General features: G+C 49.0%; 18 protein-coding genes and 2 pseudogenes. 6 read left to right on the plus strand and 14 right to left on the minus strand.

Annotation, left to right across the window (positions count from 1 at the left end; all coding sequences use genetic code 11):
* The 3 genes and pseudogenes from BRW63_RS28035 to BRW63_RS02300 all read left to right on the plus strand — a co-directional run.
* A pseudogene (locus tag BRW63_RS28035) lies at window positions 1–1,038 on the plus strand (hypothetical protein); the annotation flags it as partial.
* Between the two features lie 71 nt (window positions 1,039–1,109).
* Complete coding sequence (locus tag BRW63_RS02295; protein WP_073069310.1) at window positions 1,110–1,853, plus strand: PspA/IM30 family protein; 744 nt, start codon at window positions 1,110–1,112, stop codon at window positions 1,851–1,853.
* 13 nt (window positions 1,854–1,866) lie between these two features.
* Complete coding sequence (locus BRW63_RS02300) at window positions 1,867–2,328, plus strand: protein tyrosine phosphatase family protein (protein WP_181314315.1); 462 nt, start codon at window positions 1,867–1,869, stop codon at window positions 2,326–2,328.
* 5 nt (window positions 2,329–2,333) lie between these two features.
* Here BRW63_RS02300 and BRW63_RS02305 read toward each other — a convergent pair whose 3' ends face one another.
* Window positions 2,334–3,269, minus strand: coding sequence for a serine hydrolase (locus tag BRW63_RS02305; protein WP_073069311.1), 936 nt, complete (start codon window positions 3,267–3,269; stop codon window positions 2,334–2,336).
* A 63-nt stretch (window positions 3,270–3,332) separates the two neighbouring features.
* Here BRW63_RS02305 and BRW63_RS02310 point away from each other — a divergent pair, with 63 nt between their 5' ends.
* Window positions 3,333–3,998, plus strand: a complete 666-nt coding sequence (locus BRW63_RS02310) for a C40 family peptidase (protein WP_073069312.1) — start codon at window positions 3,333–3,335, stop codon at window positions 3,996–3,998.
* A gap of 8 nt (window positions 3,999–4,006) precedes the next feature.
* Here the strand turns inward: BRW63_RS02310 and BRW63_RS29420 are convergent, their stop codons facing one another.
* Both BRW63_RS29420 and BRW63_RS02315 read right to left on the minus strand, forming a co-directional pair.
* Entirely contained in the window at window positions 4,007–4,129 is a 123-nt protein-coding gene (locus BRW63_RS29420) for a hypothetical protein (RefSeq protein ID WP_262983512.1), read from the minus strand.
* A gap of 7 nt (window positions 4,130–4,136) precedes the next feature.
* Window positions 4,137–4,565, minus strand: coding sequence for an MAPEG family protein (locus tag BRW63_RS02315; protein ID WP_073069313.1), 429 nt, complete (start codon window positions 4,563–4,565; stop codon window positions 4,137–4,139).
* A 607-nt stretch (window positions 4,566–5,172) separates the two neighbouring features.
* Between BRW63_RS02315 and BRW63_RS02320 the strand changes: the two genes are divergently transcribed.
* Window positions 5,173–5,544, plus strand: a complete 372-nt coding sequence (locus BRW63_RS02320) for a hypothetical protein (RefSeq protein WP_073069314.1) — start codon at window positions 5,173–5,175, stop codon at window positions 5,542–5,544.
* Between the two features lie 245 nt (window positions 5,545–5,789).
* On the opposite strand, the gene BRW63_RS02325 is transcribed toward BRW63_RS02320, so the two are convergent.
* The 10 genes and pseudogenes from BRW63_RS02325 to yqeK all read right to left on the minus strand — a co-directional run bounded on the left by BRW63_RS02325 (window position 5,790) and on the right by yqeK (window position 15,429).
* Complete coding sequence (locus BRW63_RS02325; protein ID WP_073069315.1) at window positions 5,790–7,511, minus strand: NAD+ synthase; 1,722 nt, start codon at window positions 7,509–7,511, stop codon at window positions 5,790–5,792.
* Between the two features lie 11 nt (window positions 7,512–7,522).
* Window positions 7,523–8,266, minus strand: coding sequence for an NUDIX hydrolase (locus BRW63_RS02330; RefSeq protein WP_073069316.1), 744 nt, complete (start codon window positions 8,264–8,266; stop codon window positions 7,523–7,525).
* Window positions 8,230–8,826, minus strand: a complete 597-nt coding sequence (locus BRW63_RS02335; protein WP_073069317.1) for a nicotinate-nucleotide adenylyltransferase — start codon at window positions 8,824–8,826, stop codon at window positions 8,230–8,232. Before BRW63_RS02335 ends, BRW63_RS02330 begins: the two co-directional genes overlap by 37 nt.
* 44 nt (window positions 8,827–8,870) lie before the next feature.
* Window positions 8,871–10,220, minus strand: a complete 1,350-nt coding sequence (locus BRW63_RS02340) for a nicotinate phosphoribosyltransferase (protein ID WP_073069318.1) — start codon at window positions 10,218–10,220, stop codon at window positions 8,871–8,873.
* Between the two features lie 403 nt (window positions 10,221–10,623).
* Window positions 10,624–11,412 (minus strand): ABC transporter ATP-binding protein, encoded by a 789-nt coding sequence (locus BRW63_RS29870; protein ID WP_397428384.1) that lies wholly within the window; start codon window positions 11,410–11,412, stop codon window positions 10,624–10,626.
* 198 nt (window positions 11,413–11,610) lie between these two features.
* Window positions 11,611–12,534, minus strand: a pseudogene (locus BRW63_RS29875) (ABC transporter ATP-binding protein); the annotation flags it as partial.
* A gap of 129 nt (window positions 12,535–12,663) precedes the next feature.
* Window positions 12,664–13,620 (minus strand): asparaginase, encoded by a 957-nt coding sequence (locus tag BRW63_RS02350; protein WP_073069320.1) that lies wholly within the window; start codon window positions 13,618–13,620, stop codon window positions 12,664–12,666.
* Window positions 13,621–13,662: 42 nt separating this feature from the next.
* On the minus strand, window positions 13,663–14,157 hold the full coding sequence (locus tag BRW63_RS02355) for a CGLD27 family protein (RefSeq protein WP_073069321.1): 495 nt from the start codon (window positions 14,155–14,157) through the stop codon (window positions 13,663–13,665).
* 134 nt (window positions 14,158–14,291) lie between these two features.
* A complete protein-coding gene (gene rsfS, locus BRW63_RS02360) occupies window positions 14,292–14,711 on the minus strand; it encodes a ribosome silencing factor (protein ID WP_073069322.1) in 420 nt (139 codons plus the stop codon).
* 85 nt (window positions 14,712–14,796) lie between these two features.
* The gene (yqeK, locus tag BRW63_RS02365; RefSeq protein ID WP_073069323.1) at window positions 14,797–15,429 is read right to left on the minus strand and encodes a bis(5'-nucleosyl)-tetraphosphatase (symmetrical) YqeK; all 633 of its coding nucleotides are present in this window, start codon (window positions 15,427–15,429) and stop codon (window positions 14,797–14,799) included.
* A 188-nt stretch (window positions 15,430–15,617) separates the two neighbouring features.
* Here yqeK and BRW63_RS02370 point away from each other — a divergent pair, with 188 nt between their 5' ends.
* Window positions 15,618–16,304, plus strand: coding sequence for a zinc metallopeptidase (locus BRW63_RS02370; RefSeq protein WP_073069324.1), 687 nt, complete (start codon window positions 15,618–15,620; stop codon window positions 16,302–16,304).
* 138 nt (window positions 16,305–16,442) lie between these two features.
* On the opposite strand, the gene prfA is transcribed toward BRW63_RS02370, so the two are convergent.
* A complete protein-coding gene (gene prfA / locus BRW63_RS02375) occupies window positions 16,443–17,555 on the minus strand; it encodes a peptide chain release factor 1 (protein WP_073069325.1) in 1,113 nt (370 codons plus the stop codon).
* Window positions 17,556–17,652: the final 97 nt, after the last annotated feature.

Below are 17,652 nucleotides of genomic sequence, written 5' to 3' on the forward strand. Positions count from 1 at the left end.
CTCTCAGCAGAGCCAATTCCACTGCGGCGCGATGCGGCTGTCATGGAGTCAGACCTGTCTTCAAATTTGGCGGTGATTTCCGCCGATCGTGATTACCCCCACGCAACTTTGAGCCATTCGCTGCAAGATTCAGAAGCCGACTATGACTTGACAAACGCTTCAACCCCCGATGATTATTTAGAGTCTTCTGAAGAACTGTTGCGAAGTTTGGCGAGAGAAGAAGCTCAAGTCCGAGTCGATCGCAGCTTTTTAGAAAGCCTCGTGACTCCGCTAGGCGTGGGAGCGATGCTGATGTTGCTGCTGTCAAGTGCCATGTTTGGCTATGTGATTATGAACCCCTCAAGTTTGAGCAGGTTGAGCCAAATTTTTGCCCGACGAGAAGCCGCGCCTAGCCCAGTGCCCACTGCCCAGGAGTCTCAAGGAGACATTCCTAACACGCCACCGCTTGACGCTAAAGAGTTTGTTGACTTGGGGTTAGGCAATCTGACCACTTTAAAGACTCGTCCGACGAGTGGGTTGCCCCAAAACAGCAAGCCTCCCTCCGCTACAAAGGCTTCACCCTCGGCATCGGTGTCCCCGGCTGCCTTACCTGCTGCGAGTCAGCCCAGTCCTGTTGCTGCCCCAAGTGTGCCCGCTCCTGCAAATGTGAGTGCTGGAAGCGTACCTGTTCGTTCTGCGCCAGTGATCAGACCCAACCCTGCCCCAGCAGTTAGCTATCCACGATCGTCCTACATCCCAGCACCAACGATCAGATCTGCCCCGATCGCGCCTTCAACTGTGCCCATTCCTCGCCCTCAGCCTCCGATCGAGCGTGCCCCGGCCCCATCTCCATCCCCAACGGTCACTTATCACGTCGATACGCCTTATGACAGCGATCGTACCTACGACAAAATTCAGCAGAGCAATGCGGGGGCTGAGTTTGTCAATACGCCTGAAGGTGGCTTTATTCGATCGGGGAGCTATCGCAGCGAGGCAGAAGCCAAGGCAAAAGTTGAAGAATTGCAAAATCAAGGAATTCCTGCCGAAGTCCGCAAATAGTAGGAAATCGCAACCGAAAAGGTACGGTAATATTGAGTAACTAGCGAGAGCCGTATTACCGGAGATCAGCGATGGGACTTTTTGACCGAATTTGGCGAGCGATTCGTGCAAACATTAACCACCTGGTTGGTCAGGCTGAAGATCCAGAAAAGATTCTGGAGCAGACGGTTTTGGATATGCAGGACGACCTGATTCAGCTTCGGCAGGCAGTGGCGCAGGCGATCGCGACCCAAAAGCGCACCGAGCGGCAGTGTTCTCAAGCCAAATCGCTGTCAGAAGAATGGTATCGCCGCGCTCAACTTGCCCTGCAAAAAGGTGACGAACCCTTGGCGAGAGAAGCGCTGACTCGTCGCAAATCTTATCAAGAGACCGCAGTGGCGATGGAAGCGCAGTTGACTCAACAGAGAGCGATCGTCACGCAGCTCAAGCAAAACATGATGAAGCTGGAAAGCAAAATTTCAGAAGCGAAGACCAAAAAAGATCTTTATATCGCTCGCGCCCGGTCTGCAAAAGCCTCTCAGCAACTGAATGAAATGTTGAGCAACGTCGGCACTGGCAGCGCCATGAATGCGTTTGAGCGGATGGAAGAAAAAGTGTTGCAGCTAGAGGCACAATCAGAAGCGATCGCGGAGTTAGGCACCGATGATTTAGAGAAGCGGTTTGAGGCACTCGGCGAAACCAATGAAATTGACGCAGAATTAGCCTCAATGAAAAATCAGCTGATGTCGGGCACTCCGTCTCAGTTGCCTGCTTCGGCTCAACTTGACGTTGATCCAGAGTTAGAGAAGCTACGATCGCAGATTCGCGAAACCTGAGTTCTGACGATTCATGACTGAAAGCATCGAAGCGATTCACAATTTTTTAAAGCTGTCTGACCACATTGCTACAGCAGGGCAGCCGATCGAGAACCAGTTCGCCGCGATCAAAGAAGCAGGCTATCAAACGGTCATAAATCTAGCTCCGCCAGGATCGACGAATGCAATTCCTCACGAAAAAGACATTGTAGAGTCGCTGGGAATGGACTATGTTTACATTCCTGTGATTTGGACGAATCCAACAATTGAAGATCTCGATCGCTTCTTTGCAGTCATTAACGCCAACGCCGAACAACCTATTTTTGTCCACTGCGCCAAGAACATGAGAGTTTCTGCATTTATGTATCTCTATCGGTGCTTGCACGATCGCAATAATGATCAGCAAGCAGAACAAGATTTACACAGAATTTGGATTCCGAATGAGACGTGGCAAGCGTTTATTCAACGAGCGATCGAACATTACCGATCGGCTTAATCAATTCATAGAGAACTTATTGCCTCGACGACCTGCTGAGAAACAAACGGCAAAATTGCTTCATTGGCACTGTGGGGTTTGCCCTCGGTGAAAACGACTAATAGATAAGGTCGAAGCGTTGGCAGCTCGATATAGGCGGCATCGTGACGGACTTGACTCGTCAATCCTGCTTTTGACCACAACTGCGCCCCTTGAGGCAGCCCACCGCCTAAAAAGCCAGTCACCTGATTTTCTGGGTCAGCATTGAGATCGTCAGAGTTGAGCGATCGCCGCAGCAAATTCATCATCGTCTGCGATCGGGCAGCAGACACCGCCACTCCGCCAATAATGCTGTGCAACAATTGCGCCGCCGCATGAGTTGTCAGCATATTGCGATTCTCGAAGGTGTCGCCGACAAATGCTCGTTCTCGACCATAAGCCCCGTCACACCAGGTTTTCTGATTCATATTCACCGTGGCTAACTCTGACCAGCCCAACCCCTGAAAATAGCGATTGACAATATTGCGCTGCTGCTTCCAAGTTTCAAACGGGGCGGCAGGCAGTTCGGGTCCGCTGGTGGTGCCCGTCAGAATGTCCATCACCAGACTCGTAGCATCATTGCTCGAATCGACAATCATGTCGCGCAGTGCCCGCTCAAACTCATTTGAAGTCTGAATCATGCCTTTCTCTAACCATTCTTGCGCGGCAACCAAATAGAACAATTTGACGATACTAGCAGGATAGATGCGCTCGACTCCTCGATAGCTAAAGCCACGCACTGACTGTTGCCAAAACTCATTGAAGTTAATTGCGCCGCCTGTGTTGACAAAAACTGGCGGATCATAAACTAGCCAGGTGATCGCAATCTGGTTTTGTGCCAAACTCGGAAACTCTGCCCAAGTGGTTTCGAGAATCCGATCGCCCAACGTTTGTAATGGTTCGTCTTTGCGGAAGAAAGTCATAATCAGTTTTTGAGGCGTGAGCCGTTAATAATTAACTGGGTTTATTTATCGCTCATTTGTTGTATGCAGTATCTCATCAAAGCTAACCTTAATCTCTACACCTCGCCCAAACTCAACAGTCTGGCAACTCAAGCTGAAGCCGATCGCCGCTTGACCATTCTCTCTAGCCCTCAAAATTCTCCGCTGCAAGTCCGCCTTTGCGAAGACGACTATCCAGGTTGGTTGGCGGCTGAAGACAGCCAATTTCTAGAAGCATCTGCAACGCTTTATCAAGCGCCTGTGTGGTCAGAGGCAGAGATTCAGCGTCGAATTGCGGGGGCGATCGCGTTTACTCGATCTGCGATGGCAGTGCCCAATTACTATCTCTGGGGCGGAACAGTTGCCCCAAATTATGACTGCTCTGGGCTAATGCAAGCTGCTTTCGCGTCGGCAGGGATTCGACTGCCGAGAGATGCCTATCAGCAAGAAGAATTTGTGAGAAAAATTGCCCTTTCTGATCTGATGCCGGGCGACTTAGTTTTTTTTGGTACGCCGATTAAAGCCACCCATGTCGGACTTTATCTAGGGAACGATCGCTACATTCACAGTTCCGGCAAAGATCAGGGACGCAATGGGATTGGGATTGATGAACTGTCCGATCGAGGCAATGCCGTAAGTCGCACTTACTACGCGCAAGTGAGAGGCGCAGGACGAGTTGTAGAGAGCTATCAGCCAAAAGGGTTGTGTTGATCGGACATCTAAAACTCAACTTTGGCGATCGAGTCTGACAAGTTAACGACACAGATAAACGGCTGTCCGCCCCATCGCAGGGTTGGGCTGCGTTGTATGATGGTGTTGCCACTGAATGAGCTACTTCTCAAATTTGAATTAGGGTTTCGATACAACCATTGCAACCATAATCCCCATGCCAATCATGCAGATTAGCTGGGCGAAGAACAAGGAAAACCGAAAACCAACAACCATGTTGCTCTGCTTAAAACCAATATGAATAATAGTTTGCATAATACGGGCAACGAGTAGCAGAGTTGCCAGGATATCCAGGACTGGGCTTCGTGTGTCTGTTGCAACAATAACAACCACAATGGCAGTATAAATAGGCAGATTTTCTAGACAGTTGGCGTGAGATCGCATCGCTCGGCGATACCAATCGTCTCCGTGGGGTATATCTGCTGGAAATTCATTGGGTTTGGCTCTGCCCGTTAAAATGCGACTCCAGCGGTAAATGCCAATGGTGCCCAGCAAAACCACCAGCGTCCACCCCGCGAAGCCGAGTAAAACCCAAAGTGGAATGGTCATAGTCTTGACTGCGTGAATGCTTTTCAGCGTGACTTAAGAGAATATAGTACCGCGATTGCAGCCCAACGATCGAGTTGAACCGCACCAGATCGATTGCAGCTACTGTCAACTAAAGTTAACAGTGCGGTTAACCCTACCTACTATGCTTCGCGTGTCGGTTCCAACGAGGTTGTTCTACGAAACTGGGGATGGATAGAGTGTTCCCAACAGGTAACATTTGTATCCAGTTCTCGTGGAACTATTGATTATACGGAAACTTTCCGTGTATCTCCCCGCACTTCCCGAAAAAACGATCGCTCCGCAGTTCCCCATCGGGTAATCGCATCACCTCAAAAATTTAGCATTCCAAAAAACAAAAAACTCCTGTAGAATACATCGCAGTGATGAAGTTGTGCCCCGAAATCTGATCGGCAAATCAGACTCCGAGGACTTCCATCCCTAGTTACCGACAATAACTCAGGAGGCGTTCATGATTGTACACCGTCAGCTTTGCTATGGGATCTTGAAAGGCTGGAATCAAGATCCTGCATACATTCTTCATCCCTTTAGAATGTCTGAGAAATCAGCATTCTTGTCCTCTTTGAACTAACCGAGAGGACAAAATAATATGGGAGTTAGGACTGTGATTCCTAGCTCGATCGCGTTCACCGTTGAGTTGCGTTGCTCAACCGAAAAGCGTTATCGAGTCAGTGTGACTTTGGATTTGCAAGAGCGTTATATCTTCCTTTCGTCTGGCATTCTCGTGAATGTTAGCGATCGCATTGAAGAGTTTGTTTCACAACTGAGTGAAATTGCGTCCAATCAACTAGCATTTCTCAAATGGGATGGCACGAGTGACTTGACGACTGAATATCAAATTGTTCGAGTTTTACCGGGCTATCAAATTGAACGTTCTTTAGTGAAGTTCAACATCGCGATCGGTAATGGTTCTCTAATTCAAGTGGAGGAGGTGCACAACAAAATCACCATCCAACTCTAGGAGGTTGGGCGTTAGGGAGCCATTGATTAACGTCAGTTCGACGAGTTTTTTCGCTTCGTTAAGAGCGGCTTCTGCCCCCTAAATCCCCCATTCTGGGGGACTTCAAGCCAAAATTTCCGATTCAAAGTCCCCCATTTTGGGGGATTTAGGGGGCTTCCCGAATTCACAATCGGAGTGAACCCTGTCGAACTGACGCTTGATTAACTCTTGGAAAACTGTGAAGCAATCCTTGAATAGTCTCCAAGTCAAACAGGCTGAGAGGGTTGTTTCGCAGGATCGTTTGCAATGGTCGCAGTTCGAGCAATCCATTTAGTAGCGATCGGCATTCTCCAGCCTGTGCCAAAAGCGCGATCGGTGATTTTCAATCCTGGTGGCGCTTGGCGACGTTTGAATTCTGCGATCGTCACGAGTTTAACCACGCGATCTACCACAACTTGATCATGTCCAGCAGCAACAATTTCGGTAGCGGACTGATGTTGATGAATCAAGCGATCGAGTATGTCATCCAAAATCTCGTAGGCTGGCAGCGAGTCTTGATCGACTTGCCCCGGCTTTAACTCAGCGCTCGGTGCCTTAGTAACAATGTGGGTAGGAATGATGTCAGAACCCAGCCATTTACAGATCGAGTAGACGCGGGTTTTAGGCACATCTGCGATCGCTGCAAGTCCCCCATTCATATCACCATACAGAGTACAGTAGCCGACCGCCATCTCAGATTTGTTGCCTGTGGAGATTAACAAATAGCCGAATTTGTTGGAGATTGCCATCAACAATGTGCCTCGAATCCGAGACTGAAGATTCTCTTCGGCAACACCAAACTCTGTGCCTGTAAATAAGTCTTCTAGAGTTTGGTCATAGCTTTGCATGAGATGCCCGATCGCCAACATTTGAGTTTTAATCCCAATATTTTTGGCGAGTTTTAACGCATCTTCAACCGAGTGATCAGAACTGTAAGGCGAAGGCATGAGAACGCCTAATACATTCTCGGCACCGAGCGCGGCGGCAGCGATCGCAGCAACTAAAGCCGAATCAATTCCACCACTTAACCCCAACACAACTTTAGAAAAGCCACACTTGCGCGCATAGTCACGTACGCCCATTACCAGCGCTGCCCAGATTTCAGCTTCGTCACAGTCAGGAGCAGGAGCCACAGAACTAGGCAGAAAATCCTGAGTTTCGGGATTGTAGTCGATCGCCACCCAATCTTCCTCAAAGACACGAGCACGACAAACTAGATTTCCGTGACGATCGACCGCAACACTGTTCCCGTCAAAAATCAAATCGTCATTGCCGCCGACTTGATTGGCATAGACGATCGGCTGATCAAACCGTACCGCCCCATGTTGCAGCATCGCTTCTCGCAAACGTTGTTTGCCGACTGTATAAGGAGATGCCGAAAGATTGATCGTAAAATCAACACCTTGTTGAGCAAGATCGGCGATCGGGTTCAGTGTATAACTCCGTTTGCCCCAAAACTCTTCATCATTCCAAAGGTCTTCGCAAATGGTGACACCAATCCGCACAGATTGACCCAAATGCTCTAAGGTGAACTGATTTGGCTCCTTTCCAGGCTCAAAATAGCGGTCTTCATCAAACACGTCATAAGTTGGCAACAGGCGTTTGTGAAAGATTTGGAGAATTTGTCCTTGTTCTAAAAGAGCGACGCTGTTGAACAGAGGTTTGCCGCCATTTTGCAGCGATCGCGCATTCGGTTCCACAGTTCCCACCAAAACCGCGACTCCTGATGGAAGTTGCTCTGCTAACTCTAGTAGCGTCCGAGTGATCGCCTCAACAAAACTCGGATTCATCAACAAATCACGCGGCGGATAGCCACACAGAGACAATTCTGGAGTGAGTAGTAATCGCACTCCTTCACTTGCGGCTCGTTGTGCAGCTTGCAAGATTTGTTGAGCATTTCCTGCTAAATCTCCGATCGTCGGATTGAGTTGAGCGATCGCAATTTTCATGTTCTACTCACTTAAATAAATACCAAAGGTTTGTCTTTAAGAGGCGCAAATGCCTCGGCATCAAATCGATATAAACTTGCTGGACGACCCGCCCCCCGTGAGGCTTTGATTCCCGTATCTCTGAGAAAACCTAGTTTGAGAAGGCGCGATCGAAAGTTTGAATAATCCGAAAAGTTGTCCCCCAACACTGTTGTATAGAGTTGAAACAAATCACTCAACGTAAAAACTTCGGGCAACACATCAAACGCGACTGGGCTATATTCCAGCTTGTTTCTAAGTCGGCAGTGCCCATATTCCAAAATCTTGTTGTGGTCAAATGCCAACTGCGGCAACTGATCTAAGGGATACCAGGCAATGCCGCTCACACCATCTGCAATCAGTTCGGCTTCGGCATAGCGCACCAGCGCAAAATAACTGACCGACAGATAACGCACCCCATAACTATCCTCTGCCTCACGCGGATCACGATTCGGACCGCCAAACGTGTAGAGTTGCTCTAAATAAAGATTTCGCGCCCGAATCTTTTCAGACAGAATCCGGTAGGCAGCATTTTCCAAAGATTCACCCTGCCTGACTAGCGTTCCGGGCAAACTCCACTGTCCCAGAAAGGGTTCTTCTTGGCGCATCACCAGCAGCACCAGCAGCCGATTCAGCGCCGTATCGACCGAAAAGATTGCGTTATCAACGCCCACTCTAAAATCTGCTAACGCCTCTCCTGCTAATAAGTGGGCAATTTTTCTCTGCGTGCGTGACATTTGTACAGTTGCTCCCGATCGATATAAGCCTGAATTGGAGAAGTCACCCCCTCCGTTTCTCCCTGTTCACGGTAGGCGGTAGACGAGACATTTGGGGCATTGAGATCCGCGATCGTCACGTCGGCTCCCATCTGCCGCAAAGGGTCTAGCTCTTTGTCTGCAATCAAATATCCGGGTCTGGGCACCACTAAAAGCTTGACCCGATCAAGCAAGTCTCTCGCCCGAAACCATTTTGGCAGTTGACCCACCAAATCAGACCCGACAACTAGCGTAAATTCTGCACCCTGCCAGCGTTCCTGCGCCTGCTCTACTGTGATCACGGTGCGAGAATTGCTCAACTCTGGATAGACCTGAATGTTGTGTCGAAATGAGTCTAAGTCACTAATCAGCAATCGCAACATCTCAGTGCGGTGGTCTAACGCCGTTTGGTGAGACTTAAACGGGTTATCTGATGCCCAAACCGCGACTTGATCAAAGTACTGAGAAAGCCAGCACAAAATGGCGAGATGTCCTCTCGTAGGGGGGTCAGCGCTAGTGCCAAACAATGCAACTCTTAACATAGGTTAAATGGGTGAAGGAGAATCTTTAATCTAGAAGCGTTCACTCAATCGGTTGTTTTTCGTCGAGTTTTTTTGATTAGAGCGGACAGATCGTCAGAAAGATCTAACGGAATCGATTCGGGCTGATCGATATCCCGAACTGAGGCGGACAAACTGGCAACAGAAGCGATCGTTCGTTCAGCGATCGTACTCAAACTGTCTGATTCTTGCACTCGCTGCCCCTGTTTGAAAACAAGCTGCATCAAAGGCTGTTCGTGATCAGGAGTTTCGTGGATTAAACCTAAGCGATCGCACTGCACGATTCCGTTTTCAACGCGACGAAAAATCTGCTTCCGTCCCGGATGGGTAATCTTGCCTGGAGATTCTTTCATCACTGGAATGCCGTCAATCTCCACCAGTTTATAGACTCCGTTTACTGGAGAACCTGTCACGAGTTGCGTTCCAATGCCATAACCATTGATGCAGGCTCCTGCCGCCTTTAGTTCAGCAATCTTCCATTCATCTAAGTCACCACTCGCAATGATGGCGACTCCGGGCAAGAGCGATCGCACCTGCTGAGACAGCGACGCGAGATCACCCGAATCGATTCGCACTCCCGATAGTTGAAGTCCCGCTTTCATTTGCTCGGACAAATCGCGGGCAGCAGCGATCGTGTCATAAGTGTCAATCAACAGCGGCGCACCCGGAAAGTAGCGGTGAAATGCCGTAAATGCCTCTGCCTCAGTGCCTTCTGTCGCACTCAATGCCATCACGAGCGCATGGGCCATCGTTCCAGAAGGTGTGCGTCCTAGCTTCACGGCAGCTAAGACATTAGACGTGGCATCTAACCCGGCTGCCAATGCTGCACGAGCCGCCCACAAAGCACCTTGGGGACTGAAAGCTCTGCGAGTGCCAAACTCTAATAGGGTTGCGTCTACTCCGGCTACGTCACGCATTCGCGCCGATCGAGTTGCCACTAGGGTTTGATAGTTCAGCGTGTTTAGTAAATAGGTTTCGACGAGTTGCGCTTGCCAGAGAGGGGCTTCTATCCGCAGTAACGGCTCGTTAGCGAAGATGGCGGTTCCCTCTGGCACTGCCCAAACGTCGCCGCTAAATCGAGCTTCTTGCAGTACAGCCCAAAATTGGGTCGGTGCATGCTCAAAAGCGCCCATCGACTGGAGAGCTTCAACCTGAGTAGAACTGAATCGAAATTTCTCTAGATAATCTAGAGCTTGAGCCAGCCCCATCGCAATCAAATACCCAAATCTTTCAGGCAAGCGCCGAACGGTCATCTCAAAGCTGGCGCGACGCTGATCTAGATGTTCGCCCACATAACAGGCTGCCATCGTCAACTGATATAGATCAGTGAGAAGGCTGTAATCGTCTGGCGTTAGCGTCAGTTCTATGTCTTCCACCCGATTCTCCTTAAGTTGATTAAGTTCGCTTGCAGGAAGAGAAGTTTGATGGCTCTTACTTCTAGAATTATAGTCAAAAGAACCAAAAATATGCAAACAAAAAACCAGTTTTTTCTGCTAACGAAACACAATGCTCCCAAATGTCCATGAATCTGTTTGCGATTAAAGATTGAGAATGTAGTATTTTTAGTGATTTTTATCAAAAATGTATATCTTGGGTGATATCCATTTGATTTGTGAAAGCGAGAGATCCGTATCCAGACACGGCAGTGCCATGCCCATCCAAAAGCGTAGGGGCATGGCATGCGGTGCCCCGTCCGATGGAGCGATCAGTCACAATTGCTTCCGAAATCGGTATGAGAGGGCGATCGACTTGATAAGTGCCGAAGGAGCAACCCCAGATTTACGATGCAGAAAGTCCGCGTTGTTCTTGACGTTCGCGAATCCGATCGAGCGTCCCGACCGGAATCGCCGCAATTAACTGCCGCGTATAGGGTTGTTGAGGGTGACGATAAATCGTGTCAGCCGTGCCGACCTCTTCAATTTTGCCTCGGTTCATCACGACGATGCGATCGCTCATAAACTTCACCACACTGAGATCGTGAGAAATGAAGATATAGGTCAACCCAAATTCTGATTGCAGTTCTTTGAGCAGATTGAGCACTTGCGCCTGCACCGAGACATCCAGCGCTGAGACAGACTCATCGCAGATGATGAACTTAGGATTAAGAGCTAGCGATCGGGCAATACAAACCCTTTGCCGCTGCCCACCCGAAAACTCGTGGGGATAGCGCTTCATCAAATCAGGGTCTAGTCCCACTCGCTGCAATAAATAAGCTGCCCGTTCCTGATGCTGTTTGCCCTTGCCGCGACTATAAATTTGTAGCGGCTCCATCACGGCTTCCCCGATGTTGAGTCGCGGGTCGAGCGAACTGTAAGGATTTTGGAAGATAATTTGCGCTTCTCGTCGCAATTGACGAACTTGTTTTGGCGGCAGCGACAGAATATCTTTGCCTTCAAATAGCACTTTTCCCGTTTTCGCTTCAATCAGCCGCAATAGCGTTCGTGCCAGGGTCGTTTTACCGCAACCCGATTCACCCACCAGTCCCAACGTCTCGCCAGGATATACGTCAAACGAGACATCGTTAACGGCCATCACATAGCGCTTGGTCTGCCCAAAAATGCCCCGCACCGGAAACGCGACCTGAAGATTTTGCACTGAGACGAGCGGCGGTTTTTTCTGAAGTTCTTGCAATCGCGAGTTAAATTCAGTGTCGCTAATCTCCTCAGCACTGCGGAGCGCAGCATTCACATCTTGCTGTTTCGCTTCGATCAGCGTCTCCCCATTCCGCAGCCTAGAGACTTCCATAAAGTCTGAGACGGTAGGCAGGTAGCGCAGGCGACGATCGGGCTGAGGGCGACAGGTCAGCAATCCCTTTGTGTAAGGGTGTTGAGGGTTAGAAAAAATGTCTAAAACAGAGCCATATTCGACAATTTTACCTTCATACATCACCGCAACTTGATCGGCAATTTCAGCGATTAAACTCAAATCATGGGTGATAAACATCATGCCCATGCCGCGCCGATTTCGCAAATCTCGCAGCAAGTCCAAAATCGTGGCTTGCACCGTCACATCGAGCGCAGTCGTCGGCTCATCAGCGATCAGCAAAGTGGGATTGCAAGAAATCGCCATCGCAATCATCACACGCTGAATCTGTCCGCCCGAAAGCTCGTGAGGGTAGCGATCGAGCATGGCTAATTTCTGTCGGTTGATCTGACGATCGATCTCAACTTGACTCGGTTGCGTCCCATCTGGATAAAACTCTTCTAGAAATCGGCGTTTAAGCTCCTCGTCGGGCGGCAGCAGTTTCACTTCTTGCAAAAGTGAAACTGCTCGGCGCTGTGCCTGAGATTCAGAGATCTTTTCGTGTAGACGAATCGCCTCAGTCAGTTGAAACCCACACGTGTAGACCGGATTGAGCGAACTCATCGGCTCCTGAAAAATCATCGAAAGCCGATCGCCCCGATAATTTTGCAACTCCTTAACCGGAACGCGCAGTAGATCTATCGGTTCGCCGATCGTTTCAGCATCACTAAACCAGATTTCGCCTCCCGTCACCCGACCCGGCGGATTGGGCACCAATCCCATCACTGCCAGCGACGTGACCGATTTTCCCGAACCCGATTCCCCCACGATTCCTAGCGTCTGCCCCCGTTTCACCTGAAAAGAGATGCCATCCACCGCTTTCACAGTTCTTGTATCGGTTTTGAACTGTACCTGAAGGTCACGAACGTCAAGAATAATCTCACTCATAGGTGGCAAGAGCGCAGTTGGCAGAGTTGTAATCTAAATTACGTGGATCTTAACAAGGCTTTTACGATCGCGGTTGTGGTCGGTTCATCAGACATGAGTGATTTGTTAATGGTTCCTGACCGACGACGTTTAAAGCATTGATAATTCTCCAACGACATCCAGGCGTTTATAGCGCCCGATCGTCAGATAGGTGTCTGAGAGAGTTTCGGCAACAGAGGGCGTGATCCAGCCCATTTGTTTGAGAACGTGGATGGCGATCGCATATTTTGCCCGTTTAGCGCCATCCATAACTTTGATGGCTAACCCTAAACCTTCACCGACCCGTCCAACACACTGCACACCTTCGGCACCCGATTTGCTGACAATTTCTCCTTCAGTCAGACGCATCAGTTCGGTGTCAAATTCTCCGTCGCCTGAAACCATGATCGGGTGATGCGTCATCGATCGCGAGATGCGCTCCATGTCTAGACTATTGCCAGATGCAAGCTGGGCATAGAGCCAAGCCAATTGTCGCAGTTGCATAAAATAAGTGGGCGCACCGCAATCATCTTTCGCCACAATAAATTCCGCGCCAGGAATTTTTAATAGCTCGGCGATCTTTGTCAAGATTAACTGCTGAACGGGGTGATTGGCTTGAAGATAGGTGTTGAGCGGCAGCCCACGCTGCTGACAGACTGCCAACATTCCAGCGTGCTTGCCAGAGCAGTTATCTTGCAACGGACTCTGTTTATTAGGAGGAATTGGACACTGCACCGCACCGGGGTCGATGTCTGCTCTCCAAAGAATGTTAAAAACTTGTCTAACTTGATGAATTGACCCTTTGTGAGAGCTACAAATAATTGCTAGGTCACGATCGGTCAACCCATACCGCTCCAACGTTCCAGTCGTAGTGACCGCCAGCGCCTGAAACGGTTTCAAAGCAGAACGAGCAAACGTCGCTGCTTCTGCATTACCCGCCATTAGTAAGATGCGACCGCGATCGTCACAAATTGCCGCCTGAGCGTGATGCACAGATTCTATGATACCTTCGCGCAGAAGTCTGACTTCCAGTTCTGCCGATGCGTGAGTTCTTCTTCCCCTTGTCATGTGTAGAACTTTAACATTAGAGGGAGACAGGATAGAAAAAATTTATAAGACCCACCAAGCTAGGCTCCCCGCACAAAACATCAGACCCACAATCTGGAACGTGCGGCTAAGACGTTGCAAAACAGGCTCGACTTGATAGGTCACAATCAGCCGATCTTGCGTCAAAACTTCCACAGGCTTTTCCCACGTTTGACCGTCATACCAGCCCGATTCTTCATAAAAAACGCTGCTATTTAGCAGCCGAGTCTTGACATATCGCCACCCTAAATAGAGTCGCAGCAGCGCCAACGCGGGAATAATGCTGGCTCCTGCTGCTGCCAATAGCCCAAACTGAGTTGGGTGTTTTGCGGGCACAAAACTCACTGCCGCAACTGGGCCTGACACCAACCAACTTAGACCCCACAGCACGATCGTCGGTTTAACATAGGCAAACAAGTCAAGCGTTGCCCAACGAAAAAACCAGGATTCTTTGAGGTCTTGATATTCGTTAATCGGTCTCTGTTCCAGTGGGACTGGGCAAACGACGGATGAGTTCATAACCAAGCCAAAGAAGGAAACAGAAACAGCCTATTCGTCAGTATAAAAGAGTTTCGAGCGTTGAGTTTTAAGTTTTGAGTCACTTGAAGCGCGATGCCATAACTCTGATTTCAAGCTCAACGCTCAAACCCTCTCTAGCTGGCTATTTCTGCGTAAGCCATTCGGGGCGCGTGTCCCCAAAATGCTTCTAAGTCGTAGCGTTCTCGCTCTTGAGGCATCAAGACATGAACAATCACATCGCCGTAGTCTTCAAGCACCCAAGTGCCTTCTGAAACGCCTTCTGAGCGTAGGGGGCGGCGGTTCATCTTTTCAAGAATTTTGTCCTCGATCGAGGTCGCGATCGCCCGCACCTGCACTTTAGAGAAGCCTGTAATCACCACAAAATAATCGGCTAAAACGGTGACTTCTCCAACTTTCATCAGCGTAATTTCTTCACCTTTGCGATCGTCGGCAGCTTCAGCAGCAAGCAGAGCCAGTTCGTAGCTACGATCGGGTGCGGTTTGAGTTGTGCCAGAGAAGGTAGAAAGAATTTGCTCTTTGGTGAAATCTGTCATTAATGGTTAAGTTCCTAATCTAAGTGGGTGTTAACGAGATTGGGTGAATCAATCTAGTAAGGCGGCATTGGCGTAAATTCCAAAGCTAATGTTTTCTAGGACTGCGTTTGAAACCTTTTTGTAAAAACCAGTTGCGGGTCAAAACGGTGCGCGGATGAATCAAGTGACGAGCGTCTAATAAATGTCTTAAAGAATAATCAGCTAACCGCCAGATGGCTTGATCTAAGTCTTGCCGACTGAGGTGTCGCAATTCTTCTAACTCAGGAGTGTCGCCCCGTCCAGGTTCTAGCCCGTCTGCTAAATAGACCACACAGCTTAAAGCACTCATGCCCGGACTGCCCAGCGTGTGATCACAAATTGCTTGTAGGATATCTGGATCAAAAACGCCGAACTGATCCCGAGCCACGATCGCGCCCACCTCGGCATGTAGCAAATGCGGGTTTGCAATATCCACCGAATCAAGCGTTAACCCTTCTTTTTGCGCCATTTGCAACAGTCGCAGGGGCTTAAAAAACTTTGCTAAGTCGTGCATCAATCCTGCTTTTGCCGCTTTCCCTGCGTCTAGCCCGTGGCAATTTGCTAGCTCGATCGCCATCTCTTCTACGCGCAAAATGTGTCGAACCCTGGTATCAGGAACGTTTGCTTTTAACCAGTTCAGAATTATCTCACGCTGATCGGGGTGAGTTGGCGGCGCTAATGGGTTTAGAGATTGAGACACAGTAGAAGTCAGAAAACTCCTGGATTCGCTGACTTTATTTTAGCGCAACGACTCAATCACTTCACTAAGCATTACATCTCACTCTAATTGTTCTGCTCAACAAAAATCCCAACGGTCGCTAGATTGAAATGTTAGCATAGGCTCAAGTCTAGTCTGTCAAGCCGTTTCACGACATTAGATGAGGTAATATGTTTTTCCATCCGTCCTATTTTTTACTGATTCCAGGCATGATCCTGGTGTGGTGGGCACAGCAGCGAGTTCAGAGTACTTACCGCAAATATTCACAAATTCAATCTAGTTTGGGGCTGACGGGGGCTGAGGTTGCCGAAACTATCCTCAAGCGTATGGGCGTACAAAATGTAACGGTTGAACCGATCGCAGGAGAACTGACGGATCACTATGACCCCACTGCAAAGGCTGTTCGGTTGTCTGAGGTGGTTTACGGGTCTAGCTCACTAGCTGCTGCCGCCGTTGCCGCTCACGAATGTGGTCACGTCTTGCAAGATGTGAAGGGCTACAAGCCAATGAATATCCGAGCCGCGTTGGTTCCGGCGGTCAATTTGGGGTCTAATCTGGGCCCACTCCTGATCTTTGCAGGGTTATTTCTAGGTGCTTTGGGAGGCATTTTCATCAAGATTGGGATTGTCTTATTTGCGTCGGTAATTATCTTCCATCTCGTGACGCTGCCTGTCGAGTTTGATGCGTCGAGCCGTGCTCTCAGAATTATTGATGAGCTTGGTATTTTGCAAGGTGAGGAGAATCAAGGCGCTCGAAAAGTATTGAATGCTGCCGCTTTTACCTATGTAGCAACTGCGTTGTATGCAGTGTTGCAGTTGGCGCAATATCTCATAATTGCGATGTCACGCCGCAATTAATTTTGCGTATCTCTAGCAATCATTTTTTGAAAGGGCATCTATACAAGATGTCCTTTTTTGTGCTATTCGCCTTCCTCTAATCCCATTGCAGAAGCGGATTGATCCTGACTGATTCAATAGATTTTAAGTCCCTATCGACTAAGCAACCGATACTTGCTCACCGCTTTCGGCTGCCAGTGCTTCTAATCGCTCCTGCTGGTCTTGAGAAATGCAGCTTTGAATCAACGTTTCTACATCGCCTTCTAAAAGCGAAGCTAACGGAAAATTCTGACCTAAACGATGGTCGGTGATCCGATTATCTTTGTAGTTGTAGGTGCGAATCTTTTCTGATCGTGACCCTGTTCCCACTTGCGATCGCCGCATCGATGTGACAGCTTCTTGCTGTTCTCGCAGTTTAATTTCGTAGAGTTTTGCCCGCAAGATTTGCATCGCCCGTTCGCGGTTTTGCAGTTGCGATCGTTCTTCGGTACAAAAGATCCGAATCCCGGTCGGCTTGTGCATCAAGTCAACGGCTGTCTCAACTTTGTTGACGTTTTGACCGCCTGCACCGCCCGATCGAGCTGTGGTTAATTCAATATCTTTGGGGTCAATGTGAATTTCTACTTCATCGACTTCGGGCATAATTGCCACTGTTGCCGTTGAAGTGTGAACTCGCCCCGATGCTTCTGTGAGCGGGACACGTTGAACTCGATGCACCCCCGCCTCAAATTTGAGTTTGCTATAGACTCGATCGCCCTGAATTTCTAACACGACTTCTTTAAAGCCGCCCATATCCGCTAGAGATTCACTCACCAGCTTGACGCGCCAGCCTTGACGCTCGGCATATCGAGAATAGAGCCGCAGCAGATCACCTGCCCAGATACTTGCCTCATCGCCACCCGTACCCGCTCGAATCTCCAACATGATGTTTCTTTCATCGTTGGGGTCGCTAGGAAGCAGCAAAACTTTGAGTCGAGATTCTAACTCATTCGATTTATCTTGAAGTTCACCAACCTCAAGCGATGCCATTTCTTGAAGCTCAGGATCGCTACTCGCTTCTTTCAAAATTTGGCGGGCACCTGCTAGATCTTGTTGAATGGTTCGCCAGTGTTCATAGGTGTCAACGACTTCTTCTAGTGAAGAACGCATCTTCGCCACCCGTTGAAACTCAGGCGGATCTTTGGCGATGTCTGGGTCGCCCAGTCGCCGCGTTAACTCATTAAAGGTTTGCTCAACCGAATTTAATTTTGCTAGCAGGTATGCTTCAGCCATAAGACAAGACAAAAAATTAGGGTTTACAGCTAGGTTCCAATCTGTTGAACGATCGCCAAGATTGGAAGACATTAATTTCGGAACTAAATCCAAAATC

It is taken from the genome of Phormidesmis priestleyi ULC007, from assembly GCF_001895925.1.
GTDB classification, from domain to species: domain Bacteria; phylum Cyanobacteriota; class Cyanobacteriia; order Leptolyngbyales; family Leptolyngbyaceae; genus Phormidesmis_A; species Phormidesmis_A priestleyi_A.